We start from the raw sequence: 19,221 nt of genomic DNA, 5'->3' as shown, positions 1-19,221 counted from the left end.
CCTTATAGAGAATTCAGAAACGCAATCAATGCATCACGTTCTTTTTTGTTCAGTGCTAGCACGTTTTGTTTGGCCGTTTCAGCTTCGCCGCCGTGCCACAACACCGCTTCCATCAGGTTACGGGCGCGGCCATCATGTAAGAAGTAAGTATGCCCGTTTACTTCTTCGGTATAACCAATGCCCCATAGGGGTGCCGTTCGCCATTCACGGCCGTTTGCTAAGTACTCAGGACGGTTATCGGCTAAACCTTCACCCATGTCATGCAGAAGCATGTCTGTATATGGATGGATAAGCTGCTCAGAAAGCGCTGGTAACTCTGGTCGCTTCGCCGTTTTGACACTGGTCTTATGGCAGCTTTCACAGCCAGATGCAGCAAAGATTTTCTGACCGAGTTTCACGCTAGGATCGTTCATATTTCGGCGAATAGGTACGGCTAAGTGCTGGCTGTAAAACTCAACGAAGTCGAGAATATTTTCACTCACTTCTGGTTTACCGCCATTTGGCATGTCGTCACAAATACTTTGTTTCGAGGTACAGTTTTCATTGGGGAATAAATGGCTCGTCAGACCCACATCACCATTGAATGCTGCTGCATTTTGCTGCATTAACGTCGGTTGTCCGGCTTTCCAGCCAAAACGACCAATCGAGAAGTCGTCCTTCTCAATATCCCAAACCTTGTTTACTTTACCTGAGATACCGTCTTTATTTGCATCTTGTGCATCAGCCCATGCAAGTAGCGTTTCGTCAGGAATACTCTCTAACAAACCAAGGCCGATCATTGGCGGTGCAACACGCGCTGAAAATTCTGTATCAGGGTGCATATCGCCGTAACCTAGATCGGTAATATTCAAACGAGGTTTTCTTAGTGTCACCGTCGTGCCGTCTTTAAACTTCACTGGCACATCGGTGTACGTGATTTCGATTTTTCCTTCTGGCGTTTGATCTTGCAGGGCAAAGTCTTGGAGCTGGCCGCCATAAGTCGGCTCAGGTATAACGCCGTCTCTGATGTACGCTGTTTTTTGTTCTGACGTCATCGCAGGGATGCTCAAACGCACTAACATGGACACCGCATGCAAATCATTTTGCTCTGGAGGATGACCACGACCATCTTTGATGTGGCAGTTTTGACAACCATTTGTATTGAAAAGAGGTCCCAAACCATCTCTGGCATCGGTAGACGCTGGCGCTTGTACCCAAGGGTTGCGGAAAAAACTATTGCCCACGCTAAAATCAAGACGTTTACTCATAGGAAGGTTCGCGGCAGGAAGAGAATACGCGTTGGCACCTTCCTTTTTGACGCTCGTTTGTCCACCAGATTTCACATCATACGCGATAGCAGTAGAAGAAAAGATCACGGCCAAGGCCGAAATTAAGTAAGGCTTCATATCATTGCTCTAAAACACAACAAGAGGGGTGGGATAACAGCGAGTTAAAACGGTAAAGGGCTCGTTTGAGCCCTTTCAATTATTTTTTGTACTTTGATTAAAACTCGTGGTCAGCAGTATCAGGGCTTAGGCTATCAATGCCAATGATACCCGCAGCACGTTCAATTGAACCGGTTTGAGCAACCAATGACATGATGGTGTCATTCACTAACGTGTTGCCTTGTGCATTACCCGCTGCAATTAACTGGTCGAAGTGTTGGTTGTTCTTCTCCGCAGACGTAACCAATTTACCAACTTGATTACGCGTAACATCAAACTGCTTCTGGATCTCTTTAGCTGCTTGTTTGTCTTTTTGAGCCACTAGGTCAGCAATACTCGGACCAGAAAGCAATGTGCCGTCTTCACGCTTGTAAAGACCTGTGTAAACGTTATAGATGCCCTGCTCGTTGTAGTAATGAGAGTTGTGCGTATTGTCTGAGAAACAATCGTGCTCGTCTTCAGTTGAGTTCGCTTCTAGTGCCACCTTCATACGCTCACCCGCTAGCTCACCTAAAGACAATGAACCCATACCGAACAACATTTTACGTAGGCCATTATCCGCAGAATCATTAAGAAGCGTTTCACGGTAGTTGCCTTTCACTTCCGCAGACCACTGTTTTTCCATCCATTCAAGGTCTTGAACCAGTAGATCGGCTGCCGCTTTTAGGTACTCACCACGACGGTCACAGTGACCATTCGTACACTCAGAACCGACAACGAAGTCTGTGTAAGCGCGCTGACCTGCGCCTGCGTTTGTGCCGTTTAGGTCTTGACCCCAAAGTAAGAATTCAATCGCGTGATAACCTGACGCAACGTTTGCCTCAGAACCACCTACTTCGTTGAGATCCGCTAGCAATTCTGGAGTAATTTTTGAAACGTCTAGTTTAGAAGCACCAATCTGTAAACTGGTGTTTGCGATGATGTTTGCAGCAGCGCCTTCGTTACCGAGTTCATATTGGTAATCTGTCGCTACGTAGTCAATTAGGCCTTCATCAAGTGGCCATGCATTTAACTGCCCTTCCCAGTCATCAACAATCGCGTTACCAAAACGGAATACTTCAGATTGTTGGTACGGAACGCGAGAGTCTAGCCACGCTTGTTTTACTTCTTCAAGCTTATCCGCTGATGGCGATTTTAGGAATTCGTCGATTTTTACGTCGAGCGTTTTCGCCGTTGTCACTGAGTCAGCAAAGACTGCATGTGCAACGTCTGCATAATGTTCAACGACTTGTTGTTTCGTTACTTGGGCAGCAACGGTAGAACCACTGGCAATGAGGAGTGATGCAGCAATAGATTGGACTAAAACTGTTTTTGCATTCATCTGAAGCATCCTTGTTGAGCAATTTATTTGTTTTATTCGTAGTGCTAATTATTCTTATTTGCACTATTAGTCACGAGATAATACAAATTTACAATTTATTTTCAACTCTAGATACAAAAAAAGCCTCATCATTGTGAGGCTTTTAACATGCAAAACTGATGATTTAATAAATAAAATCAGAATTTTAGATTGTGCTTACCATGAGAAACTTTTGCTTTTAGGTAGCTTTCATTACCATCTTTAATATGTGCAGAGGTATTGACAACCTCAACAATCTCGATGCCGTATTCTGCTAATTCACGGATTTTCTTAGGGTTGTTGGTCACAAGGCGAATTTTACTCACACCTAATGCTTCGAGCATTTGCGCTGCTTCAGTGAAATCACGAAGGTCATCGTCAAAACCCAAATGGTTGTTTGCTTCATAGGTGTTCATACCTTGGCTTTGCAAACGGTACGCATCAATCTTATTGTATAGACCAATACCACGACCTTCCTGACGTAGGTATAAAATAATACCGCCAGATTCGCCCATGCGTTGAATGGTTTCTTCTAATTGCTCGCCGCAATCACAGCGGGATGAGTGAAAAACATCACCAGTAAGACATTCTGAATGCATACGCACCAAAGGCGTTTCTTGCGTTTGATCCGCTTGCCTAAAGATAACTGCCACATGCTCTTTATCTGTCTTCAGGCCACGAAAAGACAGGATTTCAGCATCGATATTACTTTTAGCCCCGACTTTAAAATCTACTCTGGCACGTACTTCCGCCATATCTATACTCACTCGATTTATTGCTTGATGCGCTTGATGCGTTTTCGTTATTGCATTCATGGGATTCACTCATTGCTCTTCAACTATGGGGATTGATACCGCATTTTTCAATATAGAGATCACAATTGAGAGCAGTTATCCCCTAAAGACAGCCAAAGAGAACAACTCCCCGCGCTGACGAATTGTTATAGTATAACAATTTTGAAAAACTACAATAAAAAACCCCAGACAAATTTTGTCTGGGGTTGATAATGAGTTGCATGTAGGGGTGATGATTTAATGTGTTTGGCTACGTTTCCAAACAGTAAGCTCTATCCATACCGCTTCGAGTTCTTGAATTTCTTCTTCGGTTAATACGGCAAGAGACGATGTAACTTGAGGCAGTTTCGAGGTTTGCAATGCACGAATCTGCGAATAAAAGTCTTTTTTTAACTGTAATATAACTGAATCCACTGCGTGCACCTACTTAGTTCTTTTATTACTTCTCCAGCTCAAATCGTTGATTTTCTTTATACTGGAATCTTCATAAATTCGGAAAAATGATAACATTCTGTTTGTTATCTGCACGATTTATTTCCCATAGTGGAATAGTGGTCACATTATTGACGCTTTATCATTTTGATCGAAAATAGGATAAAAAAGATCAAAAGTAATAGAGGAAAGATCCACAACGCTGCTGTCGAATAATTAAATGGCGGCTGATACAAAACGATATTCCCATATCTCTGAACCAAATAATCTTTTACCTCTTGATCCGTACTTCCTTCGTTTACCATCGAGTACACTTTCAATCTTAAATCTTTAGCGGCTTGTGCATTAGATTCAACAAGGTTTTGGTTTTGACATTGTGGGCATCGTAAAGCCTTAGCTAATGCAATTGCTCTTTGTTGCAGTTCAACGGAATGAAATTCAAACAGATCAACATGCTGCGTAATTTGCTCTGCTTTGACCCAAGAAGAACACAAAGAAAACAAAACAATAATGAAGTAAGCATATTTAAAGTGAGACATTAAAATACCCCGAAAATAACGAGTTCCATTTGTCTATTGTTAACTTACCTCTATATTTGATCAAAACATTGCCACTTTGATCAATTAAGTAAGTTTCAGGCGTTCCTACTACACCAAGTTCAACCGCCAGTTGCCCATTAGGATCGGATATAACTTCGGTATATGGATTGTGTAAAGAGCTCAAATAGCGCTTAGCCGCGCTCTCTTTATCTCGATAGTTAAGGCCAACGATGGGCACACCTCGTCGAGCTAATTTGAGCAAATCATCATGTTCTTGTTTACAAACCCCACACCAAGACGCCCAAACATTCAATAGCACATAACCTTGATTTTCTAGTACTGCATCGGTGATTCGATTGCCTGAAATGAGTGAGTAAGCGGTAAAATCCGGGATAGATAACACACGATTTTGTTGTATTTCTACGTTTGGTCTATCGGATAATGCCAATGTCGCGGTGACAACAAAAATCGCAACTAGCAATATGAGAACGATCAGTTTAAGCGTATTTTTCGATCTCATTACCTTTTCCCCTTAGATTCATCATACTCCCCAAAGCACTTATTACGATTAAAGCGCCACCAAACCATATCCACCAGATACCCGCCCGATATTGCACTTTAATTGCGTAGGCGCTGTTGTCGAGCTTATCACCCAAAGTGATGTAGTAGTCTCCATGCCATAGTGATCGAATAGCGGGCTCGGTCATATTCATCACGCGTACAGGGTAATGCCGTTTCTCGGGTTGAAAGTTCAGCGCCTTACCGCTCTCCAAATAAAGATCAACACTTCCCTGTTCTGCGGCGTAGTTCGGCCCAACTAACCATTCAATTCCATGATAATCAACGGTGATACTCGCTTTTTGATACGAGCTACCAGGCTCTGCCCGTAAGTTGTATTCATACGAATAGTCACTATTAAATACTGCTCCGCTTGCAGCCAACGCAAAGCCAATATGAGCAAGAAGCATAGGCATTAATTTGCTCTTGTTTTCTGCATAAAACAGCAAAAGCAAATGAGAAACCACTACCCACGTCGCTAATACCAGAGTAATCAAAGTCGTTATATGAAGCTCTTTTGTAGTAAAAACGAAAATAGTACTAACCGCAATAACATGAATACCGACAAACCCAATGGTTTTAACGGCATGAGGATTGGCTCCTTTCGTCCACTTCAACACGGGCATAAAGGCGAGAAAGGTCAGAGCAAGTAATGTAAGGGGAAAAACGAGGCTATTAAAGTAAGGTGCCCCAACGGATATATTACCCAGGCCAAGCAGTTGATAAAGCATTGGGTAAAAGGTACCGAGGAAAACAATCGCCATACAAACAACGAGAAGTCCAATAGCGATGTATACCATGTAGGCACGACTTATTAACGAATCGAGCGTAAAACGAGGAATATGTAGCCCTCGCACAATGAGCACACCAAAGGTGACAACCACCAAAACGCTGAGAACGGCAAGAAGTACTACACCTTTGGTTGGATCAACCGCAAACGCGTGTACTGAGGTTAATACACCCGATCTCACCACAAATGTGCCGAGAATACTCAAACTGAACGTCGCAAAAGCCAATGCGTAGGTGCTCCAAATTGCTCCTTTATTATGCTTCGACAACACACCGCTATGCAGTAGTGCGGTACCCATTAACCAAGGCAGCAAAGACGCGTTTTCTACCGGGTCCCAAAACCACCACCCGCCCCAACCTAATTCATTGTATGCCCACCAAGAACCAATCAAAATTCCAATTGTTAGCGTACCCCAAGCAAAGAAAGCGGCACTACGGGCAACACCATACCATTCATTTATAGGTCGTTTCGCTAATAACGCAGCTAAGGCGAACGCCAGTATCGCGGCATAACCAACGTAGCCCAAATATAACAGCGGTGGATGAATAATAAGCCCGATATCTTGCAACATCGGATTGAGATCTCGTCCCTCCAACGCTAGTGTCTGAGCATACTCAAAAGGATTGGACGTGGTGAGGGTAAACCAAGCGAAAATAGCAATAAGTAAGTTCATGATACCCAAGCAATCGCCTGTATATTGAGTGCAAACTGGCGACTTGATAGCAATAAAAGACGCCCATAAGCTCAACGTAACCACCCAAAACAACATAGACCCTTGATGGCCGCCCCAAGCAGCTGCAATCTTAAACGCGATAGGTAACTGGCTGTTCGAGTGTGTAACCACATACTCAAGCGCAAAATTATCCTGAATAAAACAGACTATCAAAAGCGCCAAACAAACTAAGGAGGCTAAGCTGATAATATGAGACGTTGCGGTTTGGTGTGGCAACACTCCCTTCTTCCTCAGCGTAAAGCAAACCCAATGCAGCAGCGTCGCACATGTCGATGCGACAGCCACCAATATCAACAAAAAGAAACCGAGCTCAGCCTCCATTTTGCCTCCTTACACGATGGTCATTTGACCAGCATAGAGAATGAAAGTACGCAGCATGAGTACGCCAACCAAGCTCAACGTTGTGACCGCAAAAACGTAACTTCCCCTATGACGAACTTCTGAAGGCGTTAGCCAGTTTAGTGTCAACGGTGTGATCATTCCGATGAGCACCACCCCAACCCAGAACCACTGAGCCCAGAACCCACTCGAAATGGCATTCCAAGCCGCGGCTTCATTTTGCCCGCCACTAAAGATAAGCCCAGTGAAGAATGTCACTAAGACAAACAGCTCAAACAATACTACTGGGCGTTCAAATCCGTGTACCCAAGACACACTTGGGCTGCTGGTCGACTCTTTAAATACCAAGATGCCGAACATCAAGCATGCTGCTGCGCCAGATGACAGACTAGAGAACAGGAACAAGATTGGCAGTACTGGATTGTTTAGCATTGGGTAAGTCTTCAATGCAGACAATAAAAAGCCGGTGTATGCCGCAAGCACGATGGCTAAGAAGCCCAAGAATAATTCAATTGCGTTGTTGGCTTTCCCTGCTTTAATCAAGATGCCATCGGCAAAATCCAATAATTTACTCGGCAACTTTCCTTCGCAGAAGCTGATGATTTGATGACGGAAGATAACGCCGATCCAAACAAACAGCACTAGCATGTACACTTGGAACAAGACAACGCCCATCGACATCACGGAAGTCGGGTTGTAGTAAATCATGATCTTCCAAAACTCAAGCGGTTTAGTTAAGTGGAAAATCAAAATCACTAAGCCAGAAATAATGCCAAATGGCGCTAGCCAAGCCATTGCTTTTATAATGCCATTGTTTGCGGGATCACCTTCAATCACTTTGCGTTTTAAATAGATAGAAATCATCACCGCACCTGCTGACATCCCAGCGAGGAATAAGTAAATCGCAATAATCCAATCCCAGACTAACGAGTCAAAGTGGAATGCACTTTCGAAGCCGTTCATGATGACACCTCCCCTTTACTATGCGGAATTTTGTACAGTTTAGGCTGCGTACCTAAATGCGATTTATCGCGATAGACAACATGGCTTTCGATAGCTTTGCTCACCTCGCTAGCTGGGTCATTTAAATCACCAAAGATGAGTGCTTTTGTTGGGCAAGATTCCACGCAAGCTGGCTGCTTACCTTGCGCCAGGTTGGTATCGCGGCAGAAGTTACATTTATCCGCAGAGTGATCGACTGGATTAAAGAAGCGCACTTGGTAAGGACAAGCAGCAAGGCAATAACCACATCCGACACATTTCTCTTTGTGTACATCCACAATGCCCGTCGCTTCATCTTTGTATGCTGCGCCTGTTGGGCACACATAGACACATGGTGGATTATCACAGTGCTGACAGGATTCGCGAGTAAACTGGTATTCCACATCTGGGAATTCGCCAGTCGGTTCACTGCGATGAATTTTAAGTCGCGTTACGCCTTCAGGGACTTTATTTACTTCGCGACAAGCATCGGTACAAGCGGTACAGCCAATACAGGCATTTTCATCATGAACCATACCCATGCGCTTCGCTTGTTCACTGTTGCTGGCATAAAGAGAGGAGCTAACAACGGAAGTGCCCGCAACGCCTGTAGTTAAAATCAACGCACCGCTGCTAGCTAAAAAGTTTCTTCTCGAACATTTCATGCTATCTCTCCTCTTCTTTGGCAAGTTCAGGTTCGACGGCAAATTCAGAGTGACAATCCACACACTGCTTAATCAGCTGTTTTCTGTCATAAGACAAAGCTTTGGTTTTTGCGGCATGAACATCATGACAGTTTGAACAAGTGAGATTCTTGGCGTGCACATCGTGCGTCCAGTGGCTTTCTCTAAGCTGTGTCGGTGCATGGCAATCCACACACTGGCTATTAGCTTTGAGAATCAAGCTTGGGTCAAGGGACACTTTGTCGTGCACCGCTTTCGATTGCGCAGCAGAAAACTTAATCACATCGGGTGCGCCTTCACGGTGATCAGGGCCAATGTTGCTGTGGCAGTTAGTGCAATTGAGCTGCTTACCTTGACTCAATAACGCTTGCGAATCATGCGATAGATTCAGAGTATCTTTAGCATCCTTATGACATTGAAGACATTTATAGTCTCGGTCACGAATCAACTCGACTTGATGACGCTCAGCTTGAGCACCTTCAACTGGCTCTGAAGAAGTCGCATGGGCGGCGGTGAAAAAACCATAGATGGCAAAGATGAAGAGAAATTTCAGCATTGTCTCTATGGTCAATTTTATATTGCCCATATTTTTCTTTCCTTAGCTCGATAATAATTGATAACTGTTATCAACTATTATTTGAGCAACAATTAATTTCCTCTGAAGATATTTTTACACCTTCAAATGACATCAATTCTTATTTTGGAAAGCCACAACGCTAAACCTGTATTTATAATACCTCTATAATTCCTAAGAGGTAGAATCACATGTTCAAAAAGCGAACTTAATCACCTTATTTTTAAAATGGTTATCCCCATAACACACTGTGATTAAAGGGGATTACAATATACCACTTTAGGGGTATATGAACTTAAACATGATTAAGATCACTAGCATAAATTGATCTAAAACAAGGCCAATTTCGGTCACTATTTCATCTATTCAATTCACTATTAATATTAACGATAGATCTCCGATTCTTATTTGGAATAGCTCCTCACAACGCTGCTAATAAAAACGAATATGGAGATAACACCGTGAGCATAAAACACTGGATGAGCGCACCTATCGCGGTTGCGACCTTATTCGCCAGCCAATTATTTTTGGTTGGTGCTCCTTTGGCGGCAGAGGATACTGGTCTCATAGAGCCTCGCAATGATACCTTTGAACAAAACCATCCTGACCAATATCACTCTTGGAAAGCCACATCGGAAAGCGAGCATATTGAAGATGCCTTAAGTGAAGACCCAAACATGGTGATCTTGTGGGCTGGTTATGGTTTTGCTAAAGACTACAACAAAGCGCGCGGTCACTTTTACGCGCTTGATGATGTGAGGCAAACCCTCAGAACCGGCGCACCAGCAGACGAAAACTCCGGGCCAATGCCGATGGCTTGTTGGAGTTGTAAAAGCCCAGATGTCGCCCGCGTAATTGAAGAGCGCGGTGAAGACGGCTATTTTGAAGGTAAATGGGCGCGCTTGGGCTCAGAAATCGTCAACCCTATCGGTTGTTCCGACTGTCACAATACGGGTTCTGAAGCCTTCAAGAAGGGCGAACCCGCACTGGCACTGACTCGCCCATACGTCGAGCGTGCTTTTGACACCATCGGCAAAAATTTTGACCAACAATCTCGCTTAGATAAACAAGCGTCAGTCTGCGCTCAATGTCATGTCGAGTACTACTTCACAGGTCCGACTAAAGCAGTCAAATTCCCATGGGACATGGGGACCAACGTCGCTGATATGGAGAAATACTACGACGCGTTGAACTTTAAAGATTGGACGCACGCCGTTTCTAAAGCACCAATGCTTAAGGCGCAACACCCAGGTTTCGAAACTTGGAGAGCGGGTATTCATGGCAAAAACAAAGTGGTGTGTGTGGACTGTCACATGCCTAAAGTAACCAAAGAAGACGGTACGGTATACACTGACCACAAAGTGGGTAACCCGTTTGATCGTTTTGAAGACACCTGTGCGCAATGCCATACTCAAACCAAAGAGCAGCTACAAGGCATCGTTTCGACTCGCAAAGCGCAAGTACTAAACATGAAGCTAACCGCCGAGAAGCAAATTGTGGCAGCGCACTTTGAAGCTGGTGCAGCATGGGAAGCAGGGGCAACAGAAGAAGAGATGCAACCTATCCTACAAGATATTCGCCATGCACAATGGCGTTGGGACTACGCGATTGCTTCTCACGGTGTTCACATGCATGCTCCTGAGGTAGCACTTGAAGTACTCGGTACCGCAGTTGATCGCGCTGCTGACGCTCGTACTAAGTTAGTTCGTTTACTGGCAACAAAAGGTATTACTGACCCAGTTCAAACTCCAGATATCTCGACCAAAGCAAAAGCGCAACAAGCACTAGGTATGGATATGGAAAAGATGAACGCAGACAAGAAACACTTCCTAGAAACGGTGGCACCAGAATGGGATAAAGCAGCTGCTGAGCGCGAAGCAACGTACTGATCAGTATCGATTACACTAGGTTAAATGGATAAAACGAAGGGCGCACGTTGCGCCCTTTTTGTTTGATAGAAGGCAGAGGAAAACAGATTAGCGACGAGGAAGTCTCGGCCTAGGCTGAATATGTGGACGTGTTTTAGGCATCTGCACATTTGGGCGTGTAACTGGGCGCTGGATCTTCGTTTCCGGCAATGCTTTTCTTTGTTGAAGCTTTTCTGCCACGGCTTTGTCTTGTAAAGCCGTAGGCTCGATGCGCTCGGGGCGGTTCTCCCACTTGGTTTGAATCTCCTGCTTTTGCTCGTCAGGCAGCGATTGCCAATGATCGTCAAGCTGTCGCTTCATGTTATCGATATTGGCGGACATATCATCGTCTTTCCAATCTTCGACTTTGTCTTTGATGGATTGCTGTTGCTCTTCATCCAAGCCATTCCACCACTCTTCTAGTTTCTCTTTGTATTCATCGTCGTTGTCGCAACAACCCGGATAGTAATAAATCCAGTAGTCGTCATGATCGTACCACCAAGGGTCGTAATAACCGGAAGAGTAATAAACCGTAGATGAGGTGCCAGAATGTTCGGAAGAGCTACAACCCACTAACACGGAGCCGCACAGCACCACAAATATTCCGAACGCTTTATTCTTCATTCGTCCCCCACCTTTCTTCTACTACTTATTAGAGTCTACGCCTACAACAGCTCTTTCGCTTTATTGATCGAGTTAATAATTTGTACTCGATCTAAGCTTGGATCGTTCGAGTCGAGTAATAGCACCCAAGTATCAATGGCTTCCTGAAAGCGGAATGACAGAAAATGATCATTGGCAATCAACGACAAAGCCGCTTCATTATGCGGTTCTATCTGCAAAGCTTGTTCTAGAAGCAAACTGACTTCTTGCGTCATTGATTGCTGGTGAATGTAGTATAAGGTCGTTGCTTTCGCAGCAAGTTGCGTGGCACCGACTGGCTCAGTTAGTTGGATGGCGTAATCAAAACAAATCAGTGCGCCATCCAGTTCTCCCTCTAGCAGGTAGCCCTGCCCTAACTGAAACCACAATTCGGCATTGTTTGGGTCTTCACGTAATTGGTCTTGAATTTCCTGCATGATATCGCGAGCAGTCATCATTCGAGAGACTTCAGCTTGAATAGGTTGTGGAGGAGATTGACGCAACAATAAGAAGCTAGCGCTGGTTAACACTAGTACCAAAGCACAAAAACCGAACCATTGTGCCGCTCTTACTCTTGAAGCGCTGAGCGATAATACGACGACGAATAATCCCATCAAAGTGATGGCAATGAAAAACCAAACAGACATAACGCGCTCCCTAGACAAACTGAGTATTAGTGTACTGGTTTAATGCTTGTATTGCGTTGATACAGGTACAAAAAAGCCGAGCAACTGAGGCTCGGCTTTTTACATTAGAATAGTAACGAAAGATTACTCTTCGTTACCTTCCTCTGCATCATCAGCGGCTGGCGCTTCTGGAGTATCTTGCTGCGTATTTTCGTCTGTTGACTCTAACGCTTCTGCTTCTTCACCAGCAGGCAGCTCTTCGTCATCAACTTCTTCAATACGTTGCAAACCAACAACAGATTCGTCTTCCGCAGTACGGATAAGCGTTACACCTTGCGTGTTACGACCAACCTGGCTAACTTCACCCACACGAGTACGTACTAGTGTACCAGCGTCGGTGATCATCATCATTTCATCACCTTCAACAACCTGGATAGCACCAACTACCGGGCCGTTTCGCTCAGAAACTTTGATAGAAACGACACCTTGAGTGCCTCGACCTTTTGTCGGGTACTCGCTCAGCGCTGTACGTTTACCATAACCGTTTTCTGTAACCGTTAGGATGTCGCCTTCGTGCGAAGGAACGATAAGTGATACAACTTGGTCATTTTCAGCCAGTTTCATACCACGAACACCAGAGGCAGTACGACCCATAGGACGAACACCTTTAAACTTGATCTCTGGCTGACCATTCTCATCAAGAACTGGCTTACCATTTTCGTCAAGTACTGGAATTTCTTCTGCTTCTTTAAAGCGAACCACTTTACCCGCTTTAGAGAACAGCATGATTTCGTTTTCGCCGTTAGTGATATCCACACCGATTAACGAATCGTCTTCACGTAGGTTTACCGCAATCAGGCCATTTGAACGAACATTTGCAAATTGGTTCAACGGCGTTTTCTTAACCGTACCGTCACCTGTTGCCATGAAGATGAATTTGTCTTCAGAGAATTCATCAACACGCAGAATCGCGGTAATGCGCTCACCTTCTTCTAGTGGAAGGATGTTCACAATTGGCTTACCACGAGCAGTGCGGCTCGCTAGAGGCAATTGGTAAACTTTCAGACGGTATGTTTTACCGCGAGTAGAGAAACACAAGATGTTATCGTGGGTATTCGCCACTAGAAGACGCTCGATATGGTCTTCATCTTTCATCTTGGTCGCACTCTTACCTTTACCACCACGGCGCTGTGACTCGTAGTCGCTCAGTACTTGGTACTTAACGTAACCACCGTGCGATAGAGTAACCACAACGTCTTCACGTGCGATCAGCTCTTCCATGTCGATATCATGGCTCGCAGCTGTGATTTCTGTACGACGAGCATCACCAAAGCCGTCACGAACCGCTTCAAGTTCTTCGCGGATCACTTCCATCAAACGCTCAGTGCTTGCAAGGATATGCATGAGTTCAGCGATTTCTTCTAGAAGTGTTTTGTATTCGCCAAGAATCTTCTCGTGTTCTAGACCTGTTAGTTTGTGTAGACGAAGATCTAGGATAGCTTGTGCTTGTTGCTCAGTCAGGAAGTACTGACCATCGCGGATACCATATTGAGGCTCTAGCCACTCAGGGCGTGCTGCATCAGTACCTGCACGCTCTAGCATTGCTGAAACGTTGCCTAAATCCCAACCACGAGCGATAAGGCCCGCTTTTGCTTCAGCCGGTGTTGGCGCCTTACGGATAAGCTCAATGATTTCATCAATGTTGGCAAGCGCTAGCGCTAAACCTTCAAGGATGTGGGCACGTTCACGCGCTTTACGTAGTTCGAAAATAGTACGACGAGTCACAACTTCACGACGGTGATCAACGAAGCACTTCAACATATCTTTCAGGTTGAATAGCTGTGGTTGGCCATTGTTTAGGGCCACCATGTTGATACCGAAAGTGGTTTGCAACTGAGTCTGAGCGTATAGGTTGTTTAGAACCACTTCGCCCACTGCGTCGCGCTTACATTCAATAACAATACGCATACCGTCTTTATCTGACTCGTCGCGTAGTGCACTGATGCCTTCAACTTTCTTATCTTTAACTAGCTCAGCGATCTTTTCGATCAAGCGAGCTTTGTTTACCTGGTACGGGATCTCAGTGACGATGATGGTTTCTTTACCATTCTTTTCCACTTCGATGTCCGCTTTCGAACGCATGTAGATTTTGCCGCGACCTGTTTTGTACGCGTCTACAATGCCTTTACGACCGCTGATCAGCGCCGCCGTTGGGAAATCAGGACCAGGAATGTAATCCATTAGTTCATCAATAGTGATTTCTTCATTATTGATGTATGCAAGACAGCCATCGATCACTTCGCCAAGGTTATGAGGCGGGATGTTGGTTGCCATACCTACTGCGATACCTGAAGCACCGTTAACCAATAGGTTTGGAATTTTAGTTGGAAGAACCGCTGGGATCTGCTCAGTACCGTCGTAGTTTGGTACGTAGTCTACGGTTTCTTTGTCTAGGTCAGCCAATAGTTCATGGGCAATTTTTGCCATTCGAACTTCGGTGTAACGCATTGCCGCAGCAGAGTCGCCATCGATCGAGCCAAAGTTACCTTGACCATCGACCAGCATGTAACGAAGCGAGAACGGCTGAGCCATACGTACGATTGTGTCGTACACAGCACTATCACCGTGTGGGTGATATTTACCGATTACGTCGCCGACAACACGGGCTGATTTTTTATATGGTTTGTTCCAATCGTTGCCTAGTACGTTCATCGCGAATAAAACGCGGCGGTGTACTGGTTTTAGGCCATCACGCACATCTGGAAGAGCACGACCCACGATGACTGACATCGCATAGTCTAGATATGAACCTCTAAGCTCATCTTCAATGTTTACGGGCGTGATCTCTTTAGCTAAATCGCTCATAGAGCCATTATCCCTCTATTATCTGATCGTAATTACGATACGTGTAAGGTGCAAAAATATAACACACAATTCATCACTTCGGCATCACTTTCCCTCTCCTTTTATCAGGTTGTGAGCTTGGTTATGAATCAAATGTCGAGAATTTGCACACTCATCCCATATCTTTCTGATTAGTGGTTATATTTCGGTCAACATTGAGCAAAATCGGACTCTTTACGCGGAAAAGCGAGGTAAATTCCTTTAACCACACAACGCGAAAATGCAGGTTTTAGAGTATTGTCACTGGCATTAGTTCAAGGATGAACCAAAAACAATAGCTAGCGCTTTCAAAATTACAGGAACCTGTCGCGTTTGCCGCGCCAGTGAACTCTGTCATTGTCCCTTCACTAAGCACATCGAGGTTGTTTGGGTATAAAACGTTGGAGTATACTGACGCCCTCTAAAGGACTCAGATTGAATGCAATAAAACCAATTATGACTAAAGCACAAAACGTCGACCCAAGTGAAATTAAGAAATTCGAGGACATGGCTTCTCGATGGTGGGATTTAGAAGGCGAGTTTAAGCCACTTCATCAAATTAACCCACTTCGTTTGAACTATGTACTTGAAAAAGCAAATGGCTTGTTTGGCAAGCGCGCACTTGATGTCGGCTGTGGTGGTGGCATTCTTGCTGAAAGCATGGCGAAAGAAGGCGCTATTGTTACTGGACTTGATATGGGCAAAGAACCTTTAGAAGTCGCACGACTACATGCATTAGAAACAGGTACTCAACTGACCTACATTCAGAGCACAATAGAAGACCACGCTATAGAAAACGCAGGGACTTACGATGTCGTGACTTGTATGGAGATGCTTGAACACGTTCCAGATCCTCTCTCCGTTATCCGCTCTTGTGCTGCGCTAGTCAAACCCGGTGGTCACGTGTTTTTCTCAACCTTGAACCGAAACATCAAGTCATACTTGTTTGCTATTGTCGGTGCAGAGAAGCTTCTTAAGATTGTTCCTGAGGGGACTCACGAGCACGAGAAGTTTATCAAGCCTGCCGAAATGATGAAGATGATAGACCAAACAGACCTAACAGAAATGGGCATTACAGGCCTGCATTACAACCCTCTTAATGACAGTTACAAACTCGGCCGTAATGTAGATGTAAACTACATCGTTCATACTAAAAAATACTGAACGCCGTTATGTTAAAAAATGCGTTTTGTGATTGACATTTTTTGTAGAAAATGAATCGAAAGCGGTAGCACAAAGTTGCCGCTTTTTTTGTCTTTTTATGCCTAAAATTCGTGCTCTAGATTCCATTTTAACCAACCTATTTTTCGTAGATAAAAACGGCCAAAGATCAAGGAAAATATTTTTGCATGCGGTTATTTCTAAACCGATCTCAAAACCGTGCTTTTAACCATTCAAGTCTGCCCTTTTCTCATCGGTTAGTGTTCACTTACTGATTTTTTTCATTTTGTCAGTTATCCACAAGTCATCCCCGATCTGTACCTTGATAAATCAGTGTAATAGCACTATCTTGTAACCCGCAAACAAATGAACCCCTATATGTTGTGTTTAAGCGACAATATATAGATAGACTTTGATCACAAAGCCGCCGCAAGCTTTACTCATATTGCACATAAACAAACAAAAATACGGCTTTTATCAGTTTTCTTAGGGAAATAAAGCAGAATGAACCAACAACTTACCGTCACCAAGCGTGATGGCCGTAAAGAAAGTATCGATCTGGATAAAATCCACCGCGTTATCACTTGGGCTGCAGAAGGTCTAGATAATGTTTCGGTTTCTCAAGTAGAACTTCGCGCTCACATCCAGTTTTACGACGGCATCACAACGACAGATATTCACGAGACAATCATCAAGTCTGCGGCAGACCTGATCTCTGAAGAGACTCCGGATTACCAATACCTAGCTGCTCGCCTAGCGGTATTCCATCTGCGTAAAAAAGCGTATGGCCAATACGAGCCACCAACGCTTCATGATCACGTGTCTCGCCTCGTCGATATGGGTAAGTACGATCAACATATTCTAGAAGACTACACAAAAGCAGAACTCGACGAACTTGATGCGTACATCGACCATAAACGCGACCTAAACTTCTCATACGCGGCAGTTAAGCAGCTAGAGGGCAAGTACTTCGTACAAAACCGTGTAACGGGCCAAATTTACGAAAGTGCTCAGTTCTTATATATCCTTGTAGCAGCGTGCCTATTTGCGAAATATCCAAAAGCAACGCGTCTTGATTACATCAAGCGTTTCTACGATGCGACATCGACATTTAAGATTTCTCTACCTACGCCAATTATGTCTGGCGTGCGTACCCCTACTCGCCAGTTCAGCTCATGTGTTCTGATTGAGTGTGGCGACAGTCTTGATTCTATCAACGCAACAGCAAGCTCGATTGTTCGTTACGTATCTCAGCGCGCTGGTATTGGTATCAACGCTGGTCGTATCCGTGCATTAGGTTCAGAGATTCGCGGTGGTGAAGCATTCCACACTGGCTGTATCCCGTTCTACAAATACTTCCAAACCGCAGTAAAATGTTGTTCGCAAGGTGGTGTTCGTGGTGGCGCAGCGACTGTATTCTACCCAATGTGGCACGGCGAAGCTCGCTCTCTAATGGTGCTTAAAAACAACCGTGGTGTTGAAGAGAACCGTGTTCGTCACATGGACTACGGTGTACAGCTGAACAAACTGATGTACCAACGTTTGGTTGAGGGTGGCAACATCACACTATTCTCACCTTCAGACGTACCGGGTCTATACGACGCATTCTTCGAAAACCAAGAAGAGTTTGAGCGTCTATACGTGAAGTACGAGAACGATCCTTCAATCAAGAAAGAAACGGTTAAAGCGATTGAAATGTTCACTCTGCTAATGCAAGAGCGTGCATCAACAGGTCGTATCTACATTCAGAACGTGGACCACTGTAATACTCACAGCCCATTCGACTCTGAAGTAGCGCCAGTTCGTCAATCGAACCTATGTCTAGAAATCGCACTGCCAACGAAGCCATTAACTAACGTTGAAGATGACTCGGGCGAGATCGCACTATGTACGCTTTCTGCCTTCAACCTTGGTGCTATCAAGTCTCTAGATGATTTCGAAGAGCTATCTGATCTTGTTGTTCGTGCGCTAGATGCACTGCTTGATTATCAAGATTACCCTCTACCAGCGGCATACAAATCGACGATGAACCGTCGTACGCTAGGTGTTGGTGTGATCAACTTCGCTTACTACTTAGCGAAGCATGGCGTGAAATACTCTGACGGTAGCGCAAATGGCCTGACTCACCGTACGTTCGAAGCAATGCAGTACTACCTACTAAAAGCATCGGTAGAACTGGCAAAAGAGCAAGGCAAGTGTCCTTCATTCGACGAAACGAACTACGCGAAAGGCTTACTGCCGATTGATACGTACAAGAAAGATATCGACCTAATTTGTGACGAAGCGCTGCACTACGACTGGGACAGCCTACGTAAAGAAATTATGGAGCACGGCCTACGTAACTCAACACTGACTGCGCTAATGCCTTCTGAGACCTCTTCTCAGATTTCAAACGCCACTAACGGTATTGAGCCACCACGTGGTTATGTTTCAGTAAAAGCTTCGAAAGACGGTATTCTGAAGCAAGTTGTACCTGAGTTCACTGAACTTAAAGACAACTATGAACTGCTTTGGAACATCGGTTCGAACGACGGTTACCTACATCTTGTGGGTATTATGCAGAAGTTTGTTGACCAAGCTATCTCTGCTAATACTAACTACGACCCGTCACGTTACGAGACTGGCAAGGTACCAATGAAGAAACTACTTCAAGACCTGCTAACAGCGTACAAGTTTGGTGTGAAAACGCTTTACTACCATAACACTCGTGATGGCGCAAAAGATGAACAGAAAGACGCTGTTCAACCACAAGATGACGATTGTGCTGGCGGCGGTTGTAAGATTTAATCTACCCGCACCTAACACTCCGTAAAGAC

At 44.6% G+C, this 19,221-nt stretch carries 16 protein-coding genes; 3 read left to right on the top strand and 13 right to left on the bottom strand.

What is annotated here, in order from left to right:
• Positions 1–2 precede the first annotated feature (2 nt).
• From L3V32_RS09625 to nrfB, 10 genes are all read right to left on the bottom strand, one after another.
• Positions 3–1,385, bottom strand: coding sequence for a di-heme oxidoredictase family protein (locus L3V32_RS09625; protein WP_237284184.1), 1,383 nt, complete (start codon positions 1,383–1,385; stop codon positions 3–5).
• A 97-nt stretch (positions 1,386–1,482) separates the two neighbouring features.
• Positions 1,483–2,745: an imelysin family protein gene (locus tag L3V32_RS09620; protein ID WP_047009973.1), complete on the bottom strand. Its 1,263-nt coding sequence runs from the start codon at positions 2,743–2,745 to the stop codon at positions 1,483–1,485.
• A gap of 176 nt (positions 2,746–2,921) precedes the next feature.
• Positions 2,922–3,578 (bottom strand): GTP cyclohydrolase II, encoded by a 657-nt coding sequence (gene ribA, locus L3V32_RS09615; RefSeq protein WP_005394759.1) that lies wholly within the window; start codon positions 3,576–3,578, stop codon positions 2,922–2,924.
• 216 nt (positions 3,579–3,794) lie between these two features.
• Complete coding sequence (locus L3V32_RS09610; RefSeq protein ID WP_005394761.1) at positions 3,795–3,971, bottom strand: hypothetical protein; 177 nt, start codon at positions 3,969–3,971, stop codon at positions 3,795–3,797.
• Positions 3,972–4,117: 146 nt separating this feature from the next.
• Entirely contained in the window at positions 4,118–4,528 is a 411-nt protein-coding gene (nrfF, locus tag L3V32_RS09605) for a heme lyase NrfEFG subunit NrfF (protein ID WP_053808915.1), read from the bottom strand.
• A complete protein-coding gene (locus L3V32_RS09600) occupies positions 4,515–5,048 on the bottom strand; it encodes a DsbE family thiol:disulfide interchange protein (protein ID WP_167426424.1) in 534 nt (177 codons plus the stop codon). The genes nrfF and L3V32_RS09600 overlap by 14 nt, the downstream gene beginning before the upstream one ends.
• Positions 5,026–6,930 (bottom strand): heme lyase CcmF/NrfE family subunit, encoded by a 1,905-nt coding sequence (locus L3V32_RS09595; protein ID WP_237284183.1) that lies wholly within the window; start codon positions 6,928–6,930, stop codon positions 5,026–5,028. The genes L3V32_RS09600 and L3V32_RS09595 overlap by 23 nt, the downstream gene beginning before the upstream one ends.
• A 9-nt stretch (positions 6,931–6,939) precedes the next feature.
• The gene (gene nrfD, locus L3V32_RS09590; protein WP_006743139.1) at positions 6,940–7,911 is read right to left on the bottom strand and encodes a cytochrome c nitrite reductase subunit NrfD; all 972 of its coding nucleotides are present in this window, start codon (positions 7,909–7,911) and stop codon (positions 6,940–6,942) included.
• On the bottom strand, positions 7,908–8,594 hold the full coding sequence (gene nrfC, locus L3V32_RS09585; RefSeq protein WP_237284182.1) for a cytochrome c nitrite reductase Fe-S protein: 687 nt from the start codon (positions 8,592–8,594) through the stop codon (positions 7,908–7,910). Before nrfC ends, nrfD begins: the two co-directional genes overlap by 4 nt.
• 1 nt (position 8,595) lies before the next feature.
• The gene (gene nrfB, locus L3V32_RS09580; RefSeq protein WP_104969595.1) at positions 8,596–9,198 is read right to left on the bottom strand and encodes a cytochrome c nitrite reductase pentaheme subunit; all 603 of its coding nucleotides are present in this window, start codon (positions 9,196–9,198) and stop codon (positions 8,596–8,598) included.
• Positions 9,199–9,665: 467 nt separating this feature from the next.
• On the opposite strand from nrfB, the gene nrfA reads away from it, so the two are divergent.
• The gene (gene nrfA / locus L3V32_RS09575) at positions 9,666–11,075 is read left to right on the top strand and encodes an ammonia-forming nitrite reductase cytochrome c552 subunit (protein ID WP_267136659.1); all 1,410 of its coding nucleotides are present in this window, start codon (positions 9,666–9,668) and stop codon (positions 11,073–11,075) included.
• Between the two features lie 87 nt (positions 11,076–11,162).
• Here nrfA and L3V32_RS09570 read toward each other — a convergent pair whose 3' ends face one another.
• From L3V32_RS09570 to gyrA, 3 genes are all read right to left on the bottom strand, one after another.
• The gene (locus L3V32_RS09570) at positions 11,163–11,717 is read right to left on the bottom strand and encodes a hypothetical protein (protein WP_104971905.1); all 555 of its coding nucleotides are present in this window, start codon (positions 11,715–11,717) and stop codon (positions 11,163–11,165) included.
• Positions 11,718–11,758: 41 nt separating this feature from the next.
• The gene (locus L3V32_RS09565; RefSeq protein ID WP_006743142.1) at positions 11,759–12,382 is read right to left on the bottom strand and encodes a cytochrome c; all 624 of its coding nucleotides are present in this window, start codon (positions 12,380–12,382) and stop codon (positions 11,759–11,761) included.
• A 123-nt stretch (positions 12,383–12,505) separates the two neighbouring features.
• Positions 12,506–15,226, bottom strand: a complete 2,721-nt coding sequence (gene gyrA / locus L3V32_RS09560; protein ID WP_005394780.1) for a DNA topoisomerase (ATP-hydrolyzing) subunit A — start codon at positions 15,224–15,226, stop codon at positions 12,506–12,508.
• A gap of 474 nt (positions 15,227–15,700) precedes the next feature.
• Between gyrA and ubiG the strand changes: the two genes are divergently transcribed.
• Entirely contained in the window at positions 15,701–16,408 is a 708-nt protein-coding gene (gene ubiG, locus L3V32_RS09555) for a bifunctional 2-polyprenyl-6-hydroxyphenol methylase/3-demethylubiquinol 3-O-methyltransferase UbiG (protein WP_031780424.1), read from the top strand.
• 501 nt (positions 16,409–16,909) lie between these two features.
• Entirely contained in the window at positions 16,910–19,192 is a 2,283-nt protein-coding gene (gene nrdA / locus L3V32_RS09550; protein ID WP_006743144.1) for a class 1a ribonucleoside-diphosphate reductase subunit alpha, read from the top strand.
• Positions 19,193–19,221 lie beyond the last annotated feature (29 nt).

Source organism: Vibrio sp. J2-4 (genome assembly GCF_021728155.1).
Taxonomy (GTDB): domain Bacteria; phylum Pseudomonadota; class Gammaproteobacteria; order Enterobacterales; family Vibrionaceae; genus Vibrio; species Vibrio diabolicus.
The sequence above is the reverse complement of the archived record's forward strand: the minus strand, read 5'-3'. Positions and strand labels throughout refer to the sequence as shown.

Excerpts from the sequence above, each read along its gene's own strand:
- nrfF (WP_053808915.1), bottom strand. The coding sequence starts at position 4,528 with ATGTCTCACTTTAAATATGCTTACTTCATTATTGTTTTGTTTTCTTTG.
- ubiG (WP_031780424.1), top strand. The coding sequence starts at position 15,701 with ATGACTAAAGCACAAAACGTCGACCCAAGTGAAATTAAGAAATTCGAG.
- L3V32_RS09595 (WP_237284183.1), bottom strand. The coding sequence starts at position 6,930 with ATGGAGGCTGAGCTCGGTTTCTTTTTGTTGATATTGGTGGCTGTCGCA.
- ribA (WP_005394759.1), bottom strand. The coding sequence starts at position 3,578 with ATGAATGCAATAACGAAAACGCATCAAGCGCATCAAGCAATAAATCGA.
- nrfC (WP_237284182.1), bottom strand. The coding sequence starts at position 8,594 with ATGAAATGTTCGAGAAGAAACTTTTTAGCTAGCAGCGGTGCGTTGATT.
- L3V32_RS09625 (WP_237284184.1), bottom strand. The coding sequence starts at position 1,385 with ATGAAGCCTTACTTAATTTCGGCCTTGGCCGTGATCTTTTCTTCTACT.
- nrfA (WP_267136659.1), top strand. The coding sequence starts at position 9,666 with ATGAGCGCACCTATCGCGGTTGCGACCTTATTCGCCAGCCAATTATTT.
- L3V32_RS09570 (WP_104971905.1), bottom strand. The coding sequence starts at position 11,717 with ATGAAGAATAAAGCGTTCGGAATATTTGTGGTGCTGTGCGGCTCCGTG.
- L3V32_RS09600 (WP_167426424.1), bottom strand. The coding sequence starts at position 5,048 with ATGAGATCGAAAAATACGCTTAAACTGATCGTTCTCATATTGCTAGTT.
- gyrA (WP_005394780.1), bottom strand. The coding sequence starts at position 15,226 with ATGAGCGATTTAGCTAAAGAGATCACGCCCGTAAACATTGAAGATGAG.
- nrfD (WP_006743139.1), bottom strand. The coding sequence starts at position 7,911 with ATGAACGGCTTCGAAAGTGCATTCCACTTTGACTCGTTAGTCTGGGAT.
- L3V32_RS09565 (WP_006743142.1), bottom strand. The coding sequence starts at position 12,382 with ATGTCTGTTTGGTTTTTCATTGCCATCACTTTGATGGGATTATTCGTC.
- nrdA (WP_006743144.1), top strand. The coding sequence starts at position 16,910 with ATGAACCAACAACTTACCGTCACCAAGCGTGATGGCCGTAAAGAAAGT.
- nrfB (WP_104969595.1), bottom strand. The coding sequence starts at position 9,198 with ATGGGCAATATAAAATTGACCATAGAGACAATGCTGAAATTTCTCTTC.
- L3V32_RS09620 (WP_047009973.1), bottom strand. The coding sequence starts at position 2,745 with ATGAATGCAAAAACAGTTTTAGTCCAATCTATTGCTGCATCACTCCTC.